The following is a 16,645-nucleotide window of genomic DNA, read 5'->3' on the forward strand; positions in this document are numbered from 1 at the left end:
CGCGATGGTGACCTTCGCACAGGCGCAGGAGCGCGCCGAGGAGTGGATCAACGGCGACGTCCCCGCGTACCAGCACCGCGAGGTGAAGGTGCGCGAGTTCGACCTGGGCTTCGTGGTCTGGGCCGAGGACCGCGAGGACGGGCCCACCTCGGACGGCGGCCGCTCCCGGCTCGTCATCGCCCGGGACAGCGGCGACACCACCCTGTGGCCCGCCCTCCCGGTCGGCGAGATCATCCGCCACTACGAGGAGCGGTACGGAGCGGTCCCCCAGGACACCGGCACCGCCCCGGCCGAACAGCCGCAGCGGGTCGATCTGGAGGCCACCTCCTTCCTGCTGACGCCGCCGCAGTGGCTGCAGGACGCCGCCGACCAGATCGGCATCCCGGACCGCAGGCGGGACGCAGCGGGGACCTCGGGCGCGGACGCGGGTGAGGGCACGGGGGCAGACGCGGGTGCGGGCACGGGTGCAGGCGCGGGTGTGCGCCCGGTCTCCGCCCCGGTCCCCGGCTCCCCCGCCGCCGGCCCGGGACCGGCCGCGGGCTCCGGCCCGGCCGGCACCGCGGGCCCGCACACCGGCGCGGGCACCGGCGTGGGCACCGGCGCAGGTGCCGCTCCCGGCCCGGGCACCGGCTCCGGCACGCCGTCCGGCGCCGCCCCCGCCACCCCGGTCAGCGGTGCGCCCGCCGGGGGCACCGCCTGGCCCGCGGCCGGCTCGGCGGGCGCCGCGGGCGTCACCGCTTCCGGAAACGACCACGGCCCCTCGGGCCGGGACGGCGCCTCCTCGGCAGCCCCGGAGGCCGTACCCGGCGTACCCGGCCCCGCCGCACCGCCCGGTGGCACCCCGTGGGCCGGCACCGACGTCACCGCAGGGCCCGACGACGCCTCCGTCGACCTCCCCGCCACCGTCTTCGCGCCGCCCCTCGCGAGCACGGCCGACGAGGACGGCACCCGGCAGCCGGGGCAGCGGGCCGACGACCGGACGGAACTCATGTCCGGGGGAAGCCAGTTGCCGCGCACCACGGTCGCTCCGGCCGTCGGTGACCCGGCCGGCCCGGGCGGCACCGGCGGAGGCCCGTCGGACGGTGCGCCCCGCGCCCCGCAAGCCCCGCGGCCCCCCCGGCCCCAGAGCACGGGCACAGCGCCCCCGCCGCCCGGCCCCCCGAGTGCCCCGGGCACGCCCAGCACCCCCGGAGCTCCCCCGCCGTTCCCGGCGCCCGGCGCCCCGGGCGGCGACGCGCACCACGCCCCCACCATGCTCGCCGGACCGGACCCCGGCACCCCCGGAGCACCCCAGCCCCCCGGACCGCCGGCCACGTCGGGAGCAGGCACCCCGCCACCCCCCGGACCACCCGGCGTCCCGGGCGGCGACCCGCACTACCAGGCGACCATGCTCGCCGGGCCCAACCCCGGCACCCCCGCCGCCCCCGGAGCACCCCAGCCCCCCGGACCGCCCGGCATGCCGCCCGGTGCCCAGGCGCCCCCGCCCCCGCCGCCGCCCGCCCCGGGCGCGTACGGCTACCCGCAGGCCCCGGCCGGCCCGCCCATGGTCGGCCCCGGCTACATGGCTGTCCTCCGCTACCGCGCCCAGGACGGTTCGGAGCAGCAGATCATCCGCCGCTCCGCTTACGGAACCCCGCACCCGGAGTGGCAGATCCTGCACGAACTGCGCGCACAGAACGTCCCGCCGCAGCAGGTGCTGGAACTCCACACCGAACTGGAGTCCTGCGATCTGCCCGGCGGTTACTGCGCCCGGATGGTCCGCGAGACCTTCCCGCAGGTGCGCGTCAGCCACACCGCCCCCTACGGCCGTGACCACGCCACACGCCGGCAGGGCGTGCGGCATCTGATCGAGCACCAGGGCGAGTTGCACCAGGTGGCCGACGGCCCGGCGCGCCCGGCGCCCAACCGGGTCCCGCTGCCGCACCCCGGTCAGGTGCCGCCGATCCCGCCGGTGCCCGTCGAGGGCCTCGCGCACGAACTGGCACAGTCCTTCGGCCCGCAGGGGCTGTTCCGGTTCGACCAGCACGCGGTGTCCCGGCAGGGCGTGCCCGATGTCGTCGCGCAGACCCTGGTGTGGGCCGGACTGCCCGTGGACTTCGGCCCGTTCTTCTGGGCCCAGGCCCAGCCCGGCCGCCCCGTGCCGACCCTGGCCGAACTGGCGGCCGAACGCGGCGTGCAGCCCGCCCCGGACGCCGGCTCGTACCTCGTCATGGGCAGCGACTTCGGCCGCCAGCTGTGCGTGCAGTACGGCACGGCCAACATCGTGGCCGTCCCCGTGGAGGCCGGGCCGGGCGGGCAGCCGGTGCCCCCGCAGTTCGTCAACACCGGACTGCCCGAGTTCGTCCGCTGCATGGCCATGCTCGGCCGCATGTGGCGGCTGCGGTACGGGCTGACACCCGAACAGGCGGGCCGCTGGACCGTCGACTTCCAGGCCCAGTTGGTCGCCCTCGACCCCGCCTGCCTGTCCTCACCCGAGAGCTGGTGGTCCGTCATTCTCGAACAGATGTGGGACGGACTGCTCTGACCCCGGCGGCCCACCGCCCTCCGCACCCCGGCACGCCGCCGGACGCCCGGACAACTCCGGGGCGCCCGGCGGCGTTCCGCCGCCCGCGCCCGCCCGCACCCCTCACCGGCCGCCGGACCGCACGGACCCCGTTCCGGCTTCGCGGCGGATGCCGCATCCTTGAACAGGGACGGAAGGGCGGAGTGTCGCGTTATGAGCACCTGACCCGCATCGGAAAGATATGCGCCCGAGCGGATCTCACATTCGGGACGAAAGGGCTCAAAATGAATGCGTCTGTGTCACCCCACGGGATCGCCACCGTACGCGGCCACCGGCGCGGTTACCGGCCCGAACAGGTCAACCGCGCCATCGCCGAACTCACCGGAACACGCGACGAAGCCCTCGACCGGGCCGCACAACTCGCCACCCGCGCCGAGGAGATCGACACCGAACTCACCCGGCTGCGCGAACACGCCGCACAACTCCCCCCGCAGACCTACGAGACCCTCGGCGCCCGCGCCCGCGAACTCCTCCTCACCGTCGAAGCCGAGGCCGCCGAACTCCGCGCCCGCGCCGAGACCACCGCCCAGACGATCCGCGAGGAAGCCGAGCAAACCGCCCGCGCCCTCCGCGACGCCGCCCGCGTCGACGCCACCGCGCTCCGCAAGGAAGCCGACCACTGGGCCGAACAGGCCCTCGCCGCCGCCCGCGAAATCGCCGCCAAGACCCTCACCACCGCCCGCCGCGCCGCTCAGGAACAACGCTCCCAGGCAGCCGCCGCCCTGAAGGAAGCCCGCGAACGGGCCGCCCGCCTCCACGCCGAACAGGAACGCGAACTCGCCGCCCGCCAGGCCGACGCCGACCGGCAACTCTCCGCAGCCAAGGCCGCCACCGAGAAACACGTCACCGAACTGACGGAACGCGCCGAAACCGTCCTCTCCCGCGCCCGCGACACCCACGCCGACGCCGAGGACGCCGCCCGGCGCGAACGCGACGAGGCCGAAGCCCGCGCCGCCGAGATCATCGCCCAGGCCCACGCCCGCCGCGAACGCGTCGAACGCGAAACCGAACGCGCCCTGCGCGACCACGCCACCCGCCGCGACGCCCTGCGCGCACAGATGGAACACATCCGCACCAGCCTGGCCACCATCACCGGCCGCGGCACCCGCCGCGACACCGACCGCACCCAGAGCCCCACCACCGAACACCCCCGGGGCCGGACCGGCACCCCGGCCACCGAACACCCCCAGGCCCGCACCGCAACCCCCGCCCGGGAACGCACCGCGGAGAACACCGCACAACAGACCGGGCACAGCACCGCCGAACGCGACCGGGACCACACCCCGTCCCGCGACAGCCGCCCCCGCACGCCGAACCGCGAAACCGGCCCCGACGCCCGCCCCGACAGCGGATCCGTCCCCGCACCTGCCCCCGCCCCCGCCCCCGCCCCCGGCACCGGCACCGGCACCGGCACCGGGAAGTCAACCTGAGCCGAACCGCCCCCCAAGCACCGGAACCGAGCAGGTACCCCGCCGGCCGCCGGACCGGAACCCGCCCCTGCGCCCCCGCCCTGTGCCGCTGCCCACCCCCGGCCCCGCCGTTCCGGACACCAGCCCCGCGGAACACGTCTCCCCGCCGGCCCTCGCGGAAACGCGGACCCCACCGCAGGACCGCCCGAACAGACCGGCCCCGGCAGCCGGAACCGCCCCGGCCGGCTCTCAGCCGCTCCGGTCCGGAAGCACCGCCGACACCCGGAACCCCCCCGCCTCCGTCGGGCCGAACACGAAACCGCCCCCCAGCGCCGTCACCCGCTCCCGCATCCCCACCAGCCCATTGCCCCCACTGGGCAACCGCACGTCCGAGCCGCCCTCCGCCGCCGGACCGTTCTCCACCAGCACCGCCACCTCGGACTCCCGGTGCGCCAACCGCACCCGGATCTCCGCCCCCGCGGCGTGCTTGTGCACATTGGTCAGCGCCTCCTGCACCACCCGGTACGCCGTCCGCTCCACCCGCGGATCACGCTCCCGGACGGCCTTCCCCTCCACCGAGAACTCCACCGCCATCCCGGCCGCCCGGGACTCCCCCACCAGAACCTCCAGATCACCCAGCCCCGGCCCCTCGGCCGGCTCCCCCGCCACCGACGGCCGCGGCACCGACCCGACCGCCACAGCCGCCCCCGGCCCGGCCCCCCGCGCCTCCACGGACGCCACGGACCCGGCCGCCACGGGCACCCGCCCCGCGCCCCCGGCCCGCCCGGCACTTCCGGCGTCCCCGCCGACTCCACCGCCTCCGTCACCCTCCGGAGCGGCGACCATCCGCCCCGCATCCGGACCGGACGCCCCGTCGGACGAACCCGCGCCGGAACCCCCGCCCCCACCCGGCCCCGCACCATCCGACCCCGCGCCATCCGAACCCGCACCACCCGGCCGCACGCCCGGAGCCTCATCCGGACCCTGCGCCGACGCCGGACCCGACCGCAGTACCCCCAGCATCTCCCGCAGCTCCGTCAGCGCCTGCCGCCCCAGATCGCCCACCAGACCGGCATTCCGCACCGCCCGCTCCGGATCCTTCACCGCCACCGCCTGCAGAGCCGCCGCGTGCACCACCATCAGACTCACCCGGTGCGCCACCACGTCGTGCATCTCCCGCGCGATCCGCCGGCGCTCCTCGTCCCGCGCCCACTCCGCACGCTCCTCCGCCCGCTCCGCCAGCAGCGACAGCTCCCGCTCCAGACCGTCCGCCCGCTCCCGCAGACTCTCCACCAGCCGCCGCCGCGCCCCCACGTACAGCCCCAGGAACACCGGCGGCGCCGTCAACCCCAGCGACATCAGCACCGGCGCCAGCACCACCAGCCAGTCCGGCGCCACATAGTCCTCACGGCTCAGATCCCGCTGGAACTGGATGAACGTCACCAGCAGCGTCCCGGCCATCGACATCCCCGCCAGCACGGCCGTGATCCGCCGCGGCACCTCCGAGGCCGCCAGCGTGTACAGGCCCACCAGCCCCAGCAGCAGCCCCATCTCCGCCGGCGACACCGCCACCGCCACCAGCACCACCGCGATCGGCCAGCGCCGCCGCACCAGCAGCACCGACCCCGCCACCACCCCCAGCAGCACCCCCAGCGCCACCGGAATCCGCGCCTCCCCGGCGAACGCGTACCCCTCCGCCGCGCACTCCGCGACCGATACCACCGTCAGCGCGACGTCCAGCGCCATCCCGCGCCGCCGCTCCCACCACCACGGCCCCGCGGACGCGCCCCGCACGCCGGGTTCCGCGGCTCCTACTACCCCCGATGTGGTCATAACGTCCACCCTAAGGCCGTACCCCCGGGATCCCGGGGCGGGGCATCCACACAATCCGGACTCGAACACGGTCGATTTCCCCGACTTCCACCCGAACTATTGAATCGCCCGGATTTCCGCCCAGCCGCACACACGAACGGCCGACCCTGATCCCATGACCGACGTACGACGCCGCGACGGCGATGGCACCGGCGGGCTCCGGGACGGCTCCGCCACCTTCGAGGAACTGCGGGAACAGGCCGTCGCACTGCGCAGAGAAGGACTGAGCCGCAGGCAGATCCGCGACCGGCTGAAGGTGCACAACAACAACCTGCTCAACCGCCTGCTCGACGGCGAGCCCCCACTGGAGTGGACGAAACGCCCCAACGCCAAGGACGACTTGCGGGCGGCGGCCCGCGAGATGCGCGCGCGAGGGATGACCTACGACGAGATCCAGCTCGAACTGGGCTGCCCAAAGAGCTCGATCTCGCTCTGGGTACGCGACCTGCCGAAGCCGGAACGGCCTCCCAGGACCCCGGTCGAGGCATCCGCAGCCGCGAAGAAGAGCCGAGAGGCCGCACTGCACCAGCGGAACTTCGAGCGTTGGCAGACGAAGCTCTCGGCCGCGAACGAGATCGGAAACCTGTCCCGACGAGAGCTCTTCCTGGTCGGCGTCGGCCTCTACTGGGCCGAGGGCGCGAAGGACAAGCCGTACGACCGGCGCGAGAAGATCGTCTTCGTCAACAGCGATCCGGACATGGTTTCCACATTCCTGGCCTGGCTGGATCTCCTCGGTGTAACGCCCGGGCGACGGCGCTACACCGTCAACATCCACGAGTCGGCCGACGTCGGCCGCGCCGAGCACTTCTGGCTGGAGCGAACGGGCGCCACTCCGGACCAGTTCGGCAAGACGGCCCTGAAGAAGCACAGCCCGAAGACCACCCGGAGGAACACCGGCGCCGATTACCACGGCTGCCTCGCCATCCGCGTGAACGACAGCGCGGACCTATACCGTCGCGTCGAAGGCTGGTGGTACGGCATAGTGGTAGCGGCCGGACGGACAGCCTAGCCAAATGTCCGAATTGGCCGCATGCGCTATCCGCTGTGGTGTAATAGGTAGCACTGCTGGTTTTGGTCCAGTATGTCCGGGTTCGAGTCCTGGCAGCGGAGCTGAGCGCAAGCCCTCACGGGCCCCGGCCGCAAGGTCGGGGCCCGTGCGCGTTCCGGGCGGAAAACGCCCCGGTATCCTGCGGGTGTCCACCATCCGAAGCCGAAGGGCACACCCGTGAGCGCCAATCGCCCGGCAGCCGTCGTCGTCCTCGCCGCGGGTGAGGGCACCCGTATGAAGTCGGCCACTCCCAAGGTCCTGCACAGCATCTGCGGCCGCTCCCTCGTCGGGCACGTCGTCGCCGCCTCCCGCGAACTCGGGCCCGAGCAGCTCGTCGTGGTCGTCGGCCACGCCCGTGAGCAGGTCACCGCGCATCTCGCGGAGATCGACCCGGCCGCGACGACCGCCGTGCAGCACGAGCAGAACGGCACCGGGCACGCCGTGCGGATGGGGCTGGAGTCCCTGGCCGCGGCGGGCCGCGCCGCCGAGGGCACCGTGGTGGTCGTCTGCGGTGACACCCCGCTGCTGACCGGGGCCACGCTGCGGAGCCTCGCCGGCACCCACGCCGCCGACGGCAACGCCGTGACCGTGCTCACCGCGGAGGTGCCGGACTCCACCGGCTACGGCCGGATCGTGCGCGACCCGGCGGACGGCGCGGTCACCGCGATCGTGGAGCACAAGGACGCCACGGACGAGCAGCGCGCGATCACCGAGATCAACTCGGGGGTCTTCGCGTTCGACGGCCGGCTGCTGGCGGACGCGCTGGGCAAGCTCCGCACGGACAACAGCCAGGGTGAGGAGTACCTCACCGATGTCCTGGGGATTCTCCGCGAGGCCGGGCACCGGGTGGGCGCGGCCGTGGCGGCCGACCACCGGGAGATCCTGGGGATCAACAACCGGGTGCAGCTGGCGCAGGCGCGGCGGCTGCTGAACGACCGGCTGCTGGAGGCGGCGATGCTCGCCGGGGTGACGGTGGTCGATCCGGCGACGACATGGCTGGACGCCACGGTGGAGTTCGAGCCGGACGCGGTGGTCCACCCGGGGACGCAGTTGCACGGTGCGACGCGGCTGGCGGCGGGCGCGGAGGTGGGTCCGGACTGCACGCTGACGGACACCTCGGTGGGTGCGGGCGCCCGGGTGGTGCGGACGGTCGCGGACGGGGCGGAGATCGGCCCGGAGGTGTCGGTGGGCCCGTACGCGTATCTGCGGCCGGGGACGCGGCTGGCGCGGCGGGCGAAGGCGGGCACGTTCGTCGAGATGAAGAACTCGCGGATCGGCGAGGGCTCGAAGGTGCCGCATCTGTCGTATGTGGGTGATGCGACGATCGGTGAGTTCACCAATATCGGGGCGGCCAGCGTCTTCGTGAACTACGACGGTGAGAGCAAGCACCGCACGACGGTCGGCTCACATTGCAAGACGGGTTCGGACAACATGTTTGTGGCTCCTGTCACCATCGGGGACGGGGCGTACACGGCCGCGGGGTCGGTCATCACCCGTGATGTGCCACCGGGTTCGCTGGCCGTGGCGCGGGGCCAGCAGCGGAATATCGAGGGCTGGGTGGCGCGGAAGCGTCCCGGGAGCGCTGCCGCGCAGGCGGCTTCCGCAGCTCAGGAGGAGGGTGACGGGGCCAGGCCCTCGTGACCGGGTGCGCCGCGCTGGGCGTACCGTGAGAACTGCACCCAAAGTGCGCCCCCCGTTCCCCCAGAGTTTTATGTCGCTGCCAAGGAGACTGTGCTGTGACCGGGATCAAGACGACCGGCGAGAAGAAGCTGATGCTCTTCTCCGGCCGCGCCCACCCCGAGCTCGCCGAGGAGGTCGCGCACCAGCTCGGTGTCGGCCTGGTCCCGACGAAGGTGTTCGACTTCGCCAACGGTGAGATCTACGTCCGTTATCAGGAGTCGGCGCGTGGCGCGGACTGCTTCCTGATGCAGAGCCACACGGCTCCCATCAATAAGTGGATCATGGAGCAGTTGATCATGGTCGATGCGCTGAAGCGGGCGTCGGCCCGGAGCATCACCGTGATCCTGCCGTTCTTCGGCTATGCCCGGCAGGACAAGAAGCACCGGGGCCGGGAGCCGATCTCGGCGCGGCTGATCGCGGATCTGCTGAAGTGCGCGGGTGCGGACCGGATTCTCACGGTCGATCTGCACACGGACCAGATCCAGGGCTTCTTCGACGGTCCGGTGGACCATCTGTTCGCGCTGCCGGTTCTCGCGGATTACGTGGGGGCGAAGGTGGACCGCTCCAAGCTGACGGTGGTGTCTCCGGACGCGGGCCGGGTGCGGGTGGCCGACCGCTGGTGCGACCGGCTGGGCGCGCCGCTGGCGATCGTGCACAAGCGGCGGGACAAGGACGTGGCGAACCAGGTCACGGTGCACGAGGTGGTCGGTGACGTGAGGGGCCGGATCTGTGTGCTGGTCGACGACATGATCGACACGGGTGGCACGATCACGGCGGCCGCGGACGCGCTGTTCGCGAACGGTGCGGAGGACGTCATCGTGACGGCGACGCACGGGGTGCTGTCGGGCCCGGCGGCGGACCGGCTGAAGAATTCGAAGGTGAGCGAGTTCGTGTTCACGAACACGCTGCCGACGCCGAGCGAGCTGGAGCTGGAGAAGATCACGGTGCTGTCCATGGCGCCGACGATCGCTCGCGCGGTGCGTGAGGTGTTCGAGGACGGTTCGGTGACGAGTCTTTTCGAGGAGCAGGCCTGACAGGGCTTGAGGGGCGGCTGTTGGTGGCGGTGCGGGGCCGCCGCTGAGGGCCGCCGGTGATCGGTTTGGGGGCGGCCTTCCCGCCGGGTAGACTCGTGGAGTTGCTCGGCGAGGGAGGCCGCACTCGTGTGCGGTGTCCGTTATCGACGCGCTCTTCGTAGCAGGTCTGTCGTGGGCCGGGTGACGGCCGTCAGATCAGATCCGTACGGGTGGTGGGCCGGTTTCCGGTGCCGTCCGGTACGCAGTACGAGGAGTGCAGCCATGGCTGAAGTGAAGATTCCCGCCGAGATCCGCTCGGAGTTCGGCAAGGGCGCCGCGCGCCGTCTGCGCCGCGAGGAGAAGGTGCCGGGTGTCGTGTACGGCCACGGCGGCGAGCCGGTGCATGTGGCGCTTCCGGGCCACGACCTGATGATGGCGCTGAAGACGCCGAACGTTCTGATCCGTCTGGCCACGGAGGGCGGCAAGAGCGAGCTGGTCATTCCCAAGGCGGTGCAGCGTGAGGCCATTCGCGGCTTCCTGGTCCACGTCGACCTGCTGGTCGTGAAGAAGGGCGAGACGGTCACGGTCGACGTTCCGGTCCAGACCGAGGGTGAGCTGGCTCCGGGCGGCAACCTTCTGGAGCACATGCTCGACGCGCTGCCGGTGGAGACCGAGGCCACGCACATCCCGGAGGCGTTCACCGTGTCCGTGGAGGGTCTGGGGGCCGGCGCCTCGATCCTGGCGAAGGATGTGACGCTGCCGAAGGGTACGGCGCTCGCGGTGGACGGCGAGACCGTGGTTCTGCAGGTTGTCTCCGCGCAGGCCGAGGCCCCGGCCGAGGGCGAGGGCGAGGAGGGCGAGGGCGGGGAGGCCTGAGCCTCCGTCGCCCGGCCCGCGCGCGGCGCCGCGCTGTGACCGCCGCCCCGCTCCGCTGGAGCGGGGCGGCGGTCGTGTATCCCTGGACCCGAAACCCGAGTAGCGGAAGAGCCCGTGGACCGGCGGGAGCCGGCAGACCCGGCAGGAGAGACGTAGATGAGCGATGTGGACGGTCCGTGGCTGGTCGTGGGCCTGGGCAACCCGGGGCCGCAGTACGCGGGCAACCGGCACAATGTCGGTTTCCTGGTGGCGGATCTGCTCGCCGGGCGGCTGGGCGGGCGGTTCAAGGCGCACAAGGCGCGGGCGCAGGTCGTGGAGGGCCGGCTGGGGGCGCCGGGGCCGGGCAGCCGCCGGGTGGTGGTCGCCAAGCCGATGTCGTACATGAATCTGTCGGGGGGCCCGGTGTCGGCGCTGCGCGATTTCTACAAGGTGCCGGCGGAGCGTGTGGTGGCGGTCCATGACGAGCTGGACATCGACTTCGGGGTGCTGCGGCTGAAGCTGGGCGGGGGCGACAACGGTCACAACGGGCTGAAATCGATCACCAAGGCGATGGGGCCGGGGTATCACCGGGTGCGGTTCGGCATCGGGCGGCCGCCGGGTCGGATGGATGTGGCGGCGTTCGTGCTGAAGGACTTCTCGGCGGCGGAGCGCAAGGAGCTGGACTATTTCGTGGACCGGGCGGCGGATGCGGTGGAGTGCCTGGTCGAGGAGGGTCTGGAACGGGCGCAGAGCACGTACAACGGCTGACGGGGGCACCTTTCGCCGCCTATCGGGACAGTGTCCCGCAACCGGGGAGCGGCGGTTGACCGGGTGGTTTCCCATGGCCAAGGATCGCCCGCATGGCTCCGACGAAGTCCAAGCGCCGTCCCGCCGTCCGCCGGGCGGGTGAGAGTGCCTACGGGCTGCTGCTGGCCGGTAAGCAGGCGTTGATGGCGGCGGTGGCTCTGCTGGTGCTGACGGCGGGGGTGTACACCTCGTGGGACGCGGCGCAGCACGCGATGCTGACCAAGGGGCGGGAGCGCGGCACGGTGACCATAGAGCGCTGTGACGGGGATGTGTGCGAGGGGCGGTTCGAGCCGGCGGAGGCCTCCGGGGCGCCGGCCGAGGGGGAGGCGGAGCAGCGGACGGTGACGGTGGTGGAGGCCGCCGGCCGGAAGCGTGGTGAGCGGTTGCCGGTGGCGGTGAAGCCGGGTACGGACGAGGCGGTGCGGACGGGGCTGGGCGGCGTGCTGCACGCGTGGATCCCGTTCGCGGGGTCGTTGCTGCTGGCGGCGCTGGTCGTGGCGGGCGGGCTGCGGATGCGCCGTACGGCGTGGGGGCTGGGGCTGGCGGGTGCGGCTCTGCTGGGCGGGGCGTTTCTGACCTTGTGACTGTGGCCTTGTGACTGTGGCCTTGTGACTGTGGCCTTGTGACGTCGTGAGCCCGTGGCCGGTGGGTGTGCCGCCGGCGCGTGGTGCGGCCGGGTGGGCCGCCGGGGGGCGGCCGGGGTTGTCAGCCGGTGTTGCGGAGGCCGGCGGCGACGCCGTTGACGGTGAGCAGCAGGGCGCGGGAGAGCAGCGGGTCGGGCTGTTCGCCCGCGGCGGCGGCCTTGCGCTGCCGGTCGAGCAGGGCGACCTGGAGGTAGGAGATCGGGTCGAGGTAGGCGTCGCGGATGCGGAAGGTCTGCTGGAGGACCGGGTTGGAGTCGAGCAGCCGTTCGCCGCCGGTGATGCGGAGGACTTCCCGGACGGTGAGGTCGTGTTCGGCCTCGATGGTGCCGAAGACGTGCCGGAGGTCGTCGGGGACAAGGGTTTCGACGTAGTGCCGGGCGATGCGCAGGTCGGTCTTGGCGAGGGTCATCTCCACGTTGGAGAGGAAGTTCCGGAAGAAGTGCCAGCGCTGGAACATCTCGTCCATGACGGTGTCGAGTCCCGCTTCGCGGGCGGCCTTGAGGCCGGAGCCGACACCGAACCAGCCGGGGACGATCTGCCGGGACTGGGTCCAGCCGAAGACCCACGGGATCGCGCGGAGTCCGTCGAGGCCGGCGCCGCTGTCGGGCCGGCGGGAGGGCCGGGAGCCGAGGTGGAGTTCGGCGAGCTGGTCGACGGGGGTGGAGGCGAAGAAGTAGGCGGGCAGGTCGGGGTCGTCGACGAGGCGGCGGTAGGCGCTGTGGGCGGCGTCGGAGACGGTGTCCATGGCCGCGTCCCAGCGGGCGAGGGCCTCGTCGGACTGGCGGGGGGCCGTGTGCAGGGCGGAGGCCTGGAGGGTGGCGGCGACGGTGAGTTCCAGGTTCTCCCGGGCGAGGGAGGGGACGAGGTACTTGTCGGAGATGACCTCGCCCTGTTCGGTGACCTTGATCTCGCCCTCCAGGGTGCCCCAGGGCTGGGCGAGGATGGCGTCGTGGGAGGGGCCGCCGCCGCGGCCGACCGTGCCGCCGCGGCCGTGGAAGAGGCGGAGCCGTACGCCGTGGCGGTGGGCGACGTCGCGAAGGCGGCGCTGGGCGCGGTGGATCTCCCACTGGCTGGTGGTGATGCCGCCGAACTTGGAGGAGTCGGAGTAGCCGAGCATGACCTCCTGGACGTCGCCGCGGAGGGCGACGAGCCGCCGGTAGGAGGGGTCGGCGAGCATGTCGTCGAGGATGACGTCGGCGGCGCGGAGTTCGTCGGTGGTTTCCAGGAGCGGGACGATGCCGATCTGGGCCCAGCCGGCGTGGAGGTCGACGAGGCCGGCCTCGCGGGCGAGGACGGTGGCGGCGAAGACGTCGTCGGCGCCCTGGCACATCGAGATGATGTACGACTCGATGACCTCGGGCCCGAAGCGTTCCTTGGCGTCGCGGATGGTCTCGAAGACGCCGAGGGTCTTGGCGCCGGCGGCGTCGAGGGGGGCGGGGCTGGGGGCGAGCGGGCGGCGGGAGCGGAGTTCCTTGGCCAGCAGCTTGGCGCGGTAGTCGCGCGGCATGTCGGCGTAGCGCCAGGATTCCTCGCCGAGGCGGTCGAACAGCTGGCCGAGGGTGTGGTGGTGGGCGTCGGCGTGTTCGCGGACGTCCATGGTGGCGAGCTGGAGGCCGAAGGCGGCGAGGGTGCGGATGGTGCGGTCGAGGTGGCCGTCGGCGAACAGGCCGCCGCGGTGGGCCCGGAGCGATTCCTGGATGAGGACGAGGTCGGCCAGGAGTTCGGAGGTGCCGAGGTAGTCGCGGCCCTCCTGGTGGGGGGTGCCGGTGGCGAGCCGCTGCCGGGTGTTGAGGAGCTTCTGGCGGATGGCGGTGGCCTTGAGGCGGTAGGGCTCCTCGGCGTTGAGCCGCTTGTAGCGGGGGCTGATGCCGGGGAGCCGCTCCAGGTCGAGGGAGAGGGAGTCGAGGAGTTCCTGGGTGGCGCCGGTGTAGCGGATGGAGTTGGAGAGGAGGCCGCGGAGTTCGTCGATGAGCCGGAGGGCGTCGGTGATGCCGTGCTCGTGCTGGAGGATCAGCACGTCGCGGGTGACCTCGGGGGTGACGTTGGGGTTGCCGTCGCGGTCGCCGCCGATCCAGGTGCCGAAGGTGAGGGGGCGGGTGCCGGCGGGCAGCTCGACGCCGACCCGCTCCAGCTCGGCGGAGAGGTCCTCCAGGACGTCGCCGACGGCTTCGGCGTGCAGTTCGTCGAGGTAGTAGATGGCGTTGCGGGCCTCGTCGGCGGGTTCGGGGCGGACGACGCGGAGCTCGTCGGTCTGCCAGACGAGGTCGATGTTCTCGGCGAGGCGCAGGTCGTGGCGGCGGCGGTCGCCGCTGCCGCTGCCGACGGACTCCTCCAGGAGGGCGGCGATGCGGCGGAGCTTGTTGAGGACGCTGCGCCGGGCGGCCTCGGTGGGGTGCGCGGTGAAGACGGGCCGCACGTTGAGGTTCTGGACGGTCTGGCGCAGATGCCCGGGGTCGGCGTCCTTCAGCCGGTCGGCGGTACGGGCGAGGAGGCCGCCCTCGGCGGCGCGGCGGGCGCGCAGCTCGCGGCCCCGGTGCACCTGCTCGGTGATGTTCGCCAGGTGGAAGTAGGTGGAGAAGGCCCGTACGAGCTTGCCGGCGGTGGGCAGGTCGGTCTCGCCGAGGAGCTTGGCGGCGGCTTCGCCGTCCGTGCGGGTGAGGGCGCGGACGCGCTCGACGAGCTCCAGGAGCTCGGCCCCCTCCTGGCGGACGAGGGTCTCACCGAGGAGGTCGCCGAGACGCCGGATGTCAGCGCGCAGCGGTGCGTTGTCGTCGGTCTCGGGGGTGAGGTCGGCACTGCTCACAGGTGCGGCTCCTTGCGTGGATGAGCACGATGGGCGGGGTGCGGACCGCGCTGTCCGGCGCCCACCAGGATAGGTGCCCGGCGCACCACGTTATCCACAGGCCATTGACCCCGTGGGGAGCACTGCCATACTTACGATGCCGTAGGTTACGCATCCGTAGCCATGCCCCCAGTTCGGTGAGGGACTCCCCCGCATGACCCCACGTTCCGATGTGATCGACGACGCCCCGCAGTCCGCCGTCACCCCTTCTCCCGTTCCGTCCGCCACCCTCGGTGGTGACAGCAAGAGGTCCATCGAGCAGATCGCGCTGCTCCTGTTCATCACGGTGCCGTTCCTGGCGCTGGTCGCGGCGGTGCCGCTGGCGTGGGGCTGGGGGGTGAGCTGGCTGGATCTGGGCCTGATGGTGTTCATGTACTTCCTCGGCTGCCACGGCATCACCATCGGCTTCCACCGCTATTTCACCCACGGGTCCTTCAAGGCCGCGCGGCCGCTGCGGATCGCCCTGGCCATCGCCGGGTCGATGGCCGTGGAGGGCCCGGTGGTGCGCTGGGTGGCGGACCACCGCAAGCACCACAAGTTCTCCGACGCCGAGGGCGATCCCCACTCGCCGTGGCGGTTCGGTGAGACCGTCCCGGCCCTGATGAAGGGGCTGTGGTGGGCGCACATCGGCTGGATGTTCGACGAGGAGCAGACGTCGCAGCAGAAGTACGCCCCGGATCTGATCAAGGATCCGGCGATCCGCCGGATCTCCCGCCAGTTCATGCTGTGGACGACGGTGTCGCTGGCGATCCCGCCGCTGGTCGGCGGGCTGGTGACCTGGTCCTGGCAGGGCGCGGTGACGGCCTTCTTCTGGGGTTCCCTGGTGCGGGTGGCGCTGCTGCACCACGTCACCTGGTCGATCAACTCCATCTGCCACGCGGTCGGCAAGCGGCCGTTCAAGTCGCGGGACCGCTCGGGCAACGTCTGGTGGCTGGCGGTGCTGTCCTGCGGCGAGTCCTGGCACAACCTGCACCACGCGGACCCGACGTCCGCCCGGCACGGTGTGATGCGCGGCCAGGTGGATTCCAGCGCCCGGCTGATCCGCTGGTTCGAGCTGCTCGGCTGGGCCCACGATGTCCGGTGGCCGAGCAAGGAGCGGGTGGAGTCCCGGCGGAAGACCGGTAACTCCCGTGAAGACGAGGCCGCGAAGGCGGCATGATTGAGCATGTGGCGAGCGATGGAAGCAGTGGCGAGAAGAGCAAGACCCCGGGTCCGGGTGGCCGGCGCGGCCGACGCGTACGGATGACGGGCAAGGAGCGCCGCGAGCAGCTGCTGGACATCGGCCGCACGCTGTTCGCCGAGAGGGGCTTCGAGGGCACGTCGGTGGAGGAGATCGCGGCGAAGGCCGGGGTTTCCAAGCCGGTGGTCTACGAGCACTTCGGCGGCAAGGAGGGGCTCTACGCGGTGGTGGTGGACCGGGAGATGCGCAAGCTCCTGGAGATGGTCACCAACGGCCTGACGGCCGGGCATCCGCGGGAGCTGCTGGAGCAGGCGGCGTTCGCCCTGCTGGACTACATCGAGACCTACACGGACGGCTTCCGGATCCTGGTCCGGGATTCCCCGGTGGCCCAGTCGACGGGCACCTTCGCCTCGCTGATCAGCGATATCGCCACACAGGTGGAGGACATCCTCGGGCTGGAGTTCAAGGCCCGCGGCTTTGATCCGAAGCTGGCCCCGCTGTACGCGCAGGCGCTGGTGGGGATGGTCGCCCTGACGGGCCAGTGGTGGCTGGACGCGCGGAAGCCGAAGAAGGCGGAGGTCGCCGCCCATCTGGTCAATCTCGCCTGGCACGGCCTGGACGGCATGGAGCAGAAGCCCCGGCTGATAGGTCACCGCAAGAGCTGAACGGTTTCCCGCCGGGCCGGGGCCGGGCCGGACGTGCCGCCCCGCCCCGGGGCTGTGCTTGCCCCGG

General features: G+C 72.5%; 12 protein-coding genes and 1 tRNA gene. 11 read left to right on the forward strand and 2 right to left on the reverse strand.

Translation table 11 applies throughout. From position 1 onward, the window contains the following. The first annotated feature begins 4 nt into the window (after positions 1 to 4). The gene (locus KBZ10_RS22590; protein WP_210989533.1) at positions 5 to 2,524 is read left to right on the forward strand and encodes an SUKH-4 family immunity protein; all 2,520 of its coding nucleotides are present in this window, start codon (positions 5 to 7) and stop codon (positions 2,522 to 2,524) included. A gap of 275 nt (positions 2,525 to 2,799) precedes the next feature. Further along, complete coding sequence (locus tag KBZ10_RS22595) at positions 2,800 to 3,993, forward strand: cellulose-binding protein (protein WP_210989534.1); 1,194 nt, start codon at positions 2,800 to 2,802, stop codon at positions 3,991 to 3,993. Positions 3,994 to 4,221: 228 nt separating this feature from the next. On the opposite strand, the gene KBZ10_RS22600 is transcribed toward KBZ10_RS22595, so the two are convergent. Next, entirely contained in the window at positions 4,222 to 5,805 is a 1,584-nt protein-coding gene (locus tag KBZ10_RS22600; RefSeq protein WP_210989535.1) for a sensor histidine kinase, read from the reverse strand. 154 nt (positions 5,806 to 5,959) lie between these two features. On the opposite strand from KBZ10_RS22600, the gene KBZ10_RS22605 reads away from it, so the two are divergent. The 7 genes from KBZ10_RS22605 (at position 5,960) to KBZ10_RS22635 (ending at position 11,831) form a co-directional block, all read left to right on the forward strand. After that, positions 5,960 to 6,853: a hypothetical protein gene (locus KBZ10_RS22605; RefSeq protein ID WP_210989536.1), complete on the forward strand. Its 894-nt coding sequence runs from the start codon at positions 5,960 to 5,962 to the stop codon at positions 6,851 to 6,853. Positions 6,854 to 6,882: 29 nt separating this feature from the next. Further along, positions 6,883 to 6,954 (forward strand) — tRNA-Gln (locus KBZ10_RS22610). A gap of 115 nt (positions 6,955 to 7,069) precedes the next feature. After that, positions 7,070 to 8,533, forward strand: a complete 1,464-nt coding sequence (gene glmU, locus KBZ10_RS22615) for a bifunctional UDP-N-acetylglucosamine diphosphorylase/glucosamine-1-phosphate N-acetyltransferase GlmU (protein WP_210989537.1) — start codon at positions 7,070 to 7,072, stop codon at positions 8,531 to 8,533. Positions 8,534 to 8,628: 95 nt separating this feature from the next. Continuing rightward, the gene (locus tag KBZ10_RS22620; RefSeq protein ID WP_210989538.1) at positions 8,629 to 9,606 is read left to right on the forward strand and encodes a ribose-phosphate diphosphokinase; all 978 of its coding nucleotides are present in this window, start codon (positions 8,629 to 8,631) and stop codon (positions 9,604 to 9,606) included. Between the two features lie 261 nt (positions 9,607 to 9,867). Beyond that, a complete protein-coding gene (locus KBZ10_RS22625) occupies positions 9,868 to 10,461 on the forward strand; it encodes a 50S ribosomal protein L25/general stress protein Ctc (protein WP_210989539.1) in 594 nt (197 codons plus the stop codon). A gap of 156 nt (positions 10,462 to 10,617) precedes the next feature. Further along, on the forward strand, positions 10,618 to 11,208 hold the full coding sequence (gene pth, locus KBZ10_RS22630; RefSeq protein WP_210989540.1) for an aminoacyl-tRNA hydrolase: 591 nt from the start codon (positions 10,618 to 10,620) through the stop codon (positions 11,206 to 11,208). 92 nt (positions 11,209 to 11,300) lie between these two features. Then, entirely contained in the window at positions 11,301 to 11,831 is a 531-nt protein-coding gene (locus tag KBZ10_RS22635; protein ID WP_210989541.1) for a hypothetical protein, read from the forward strand. 121 nt (positions 11,832 to 11,952) lie between these two features. Here the strand turns inward: KBZ10_RS22635 and ppc are convergent, their stop codons facing one another. Further along, positions 11,953 to 14,694, reverse strand: coding sequence for a phosphoenolpyruvate carboxylase (gene ppc, locus KBZ10_RS22640; RefSeq protein WP_210989542.1), 2,742 nt, complete (start codon positions 14,692 to 14,694; stop codon positions 11,953 to 11,955). Positions 14,695 to 14,887: 193 nt separating this feature from the next. Here ppc and KBZ10_RS22645 point away from each other — a divergent pair, with 193 nt between their 5' ends. Further along, positions 14,888 to 15,892, forward strand: a complete 1,005-nt coding sequence (locus tag KBZ10_RS22645) for a fatty acid desaturase (protein WP_210989543.1) — start codon at positions 14,888 to 14,890, stop codon at positions 15,890 to 15,892. Further along, a complete protein-coding gene (locus KBZ10_RS22650; RefSeq protein ID WP_210989544.1) occupies positions 15,889 to 16,578 on the forward strand; it encodes a TetR/AcrR family transcriptional regulator in 690 nt (229 codons plus the stop codon). Before KBZ10_RS22645 ends, KBZ10_RS22650 begins: the two co-directional genes overlap by 4 nt. Positions 16,579 to 16,645 lie beyond the last annotated feature (67 nt).

The sequence above is a fragment of the Streptomyces sp. F63 genome (genome assembly GCF_018070345.1).
Taxonomy (GTDB): domain Bacteria; phylum Actinomycetota; class Actinomycetes; order Streptomycetales; family Streptomycetaceae; genus Streptomyces.